General features: G+C 47.2%; 1 protein-coding gene. It reads right to left on the bottom strand.

What is annotated here, in order from left to right; all coding sequences use genetic code 11:
* The coding region (locus ACTJJS_RS33520) for a phosphopantetheine-binding protein (RefSeq protein WP_440668408.1) at positions 1 to 633 on the bottom strand (633 nt) is incomplete at both ends.

The following is a 633-nucleotide window of genomic DNA, read 5'->3' as shown; positions in this document are numbered from 1 at the left end:
CTGTCACAAGATCATGATTGGACTTCAGATGCTCCCAGAACTGCTGCAGGTCTGCCGAACCAGGAAAACGGCCGTTCATTCCCACTATCGCAACAGGTTCCGACAATGGAGAAATTACAGGTGGTCCATCCACAAAACGCCCGGTACTTCTAACCGCAGGCGGCAAACTAACAGGAGGAGCCACTTCCCTCAACGTCGCCTTAGTCACTGCATGATGACGTTTGACAACACCGGCAGCATGATCTTCCAGTAAATGATTTACCAGCTTCTCTACAGTAGAGTGGCTATAAAAAACAGTGGGCGTTAATGATAAATCGTAATAATCATTTATCTGGTTGGCCAGCTTCGTCAGTGAGATAGAATCAAAACCATAATCTCCCAGTTCTTCATCCAGCGATATGGCAGTTATCTCCAGTTGCAGGTTCTCTGATATGAACCCAAGCACTTTTTTCGTTACTAGATCCGTCAATACCGGATCGCTTACATTAACCGGAAGCTTTTCCGTGTTGACTTTCTGGTCCTGGAATTTGTTTTTCTTACCATGAAACACGACCACCTGTTCGTGGCCCTGTTGTAACAACCGGTCAAACAATGCAAGGCCGGAGGATGCCGGCAACGGCTGCATTCCCCATT

The sequence above is a fragment of the Chitinophaga sp. 22308 genome (genome assembly GCF_052045305.1).
In the GTDB taxonomy this organism is placed as follows: Bacteria; Bacteroidota; Bacteroidia; order Chitinophagales; family Chitinophagaceae; genus Chitinophaga; species Chitinophaga varians_A.
Note: the sequence above shows the minus strand (reverse complement) of the source record. Positions and strands in the feature narration are given on the sequence as shown.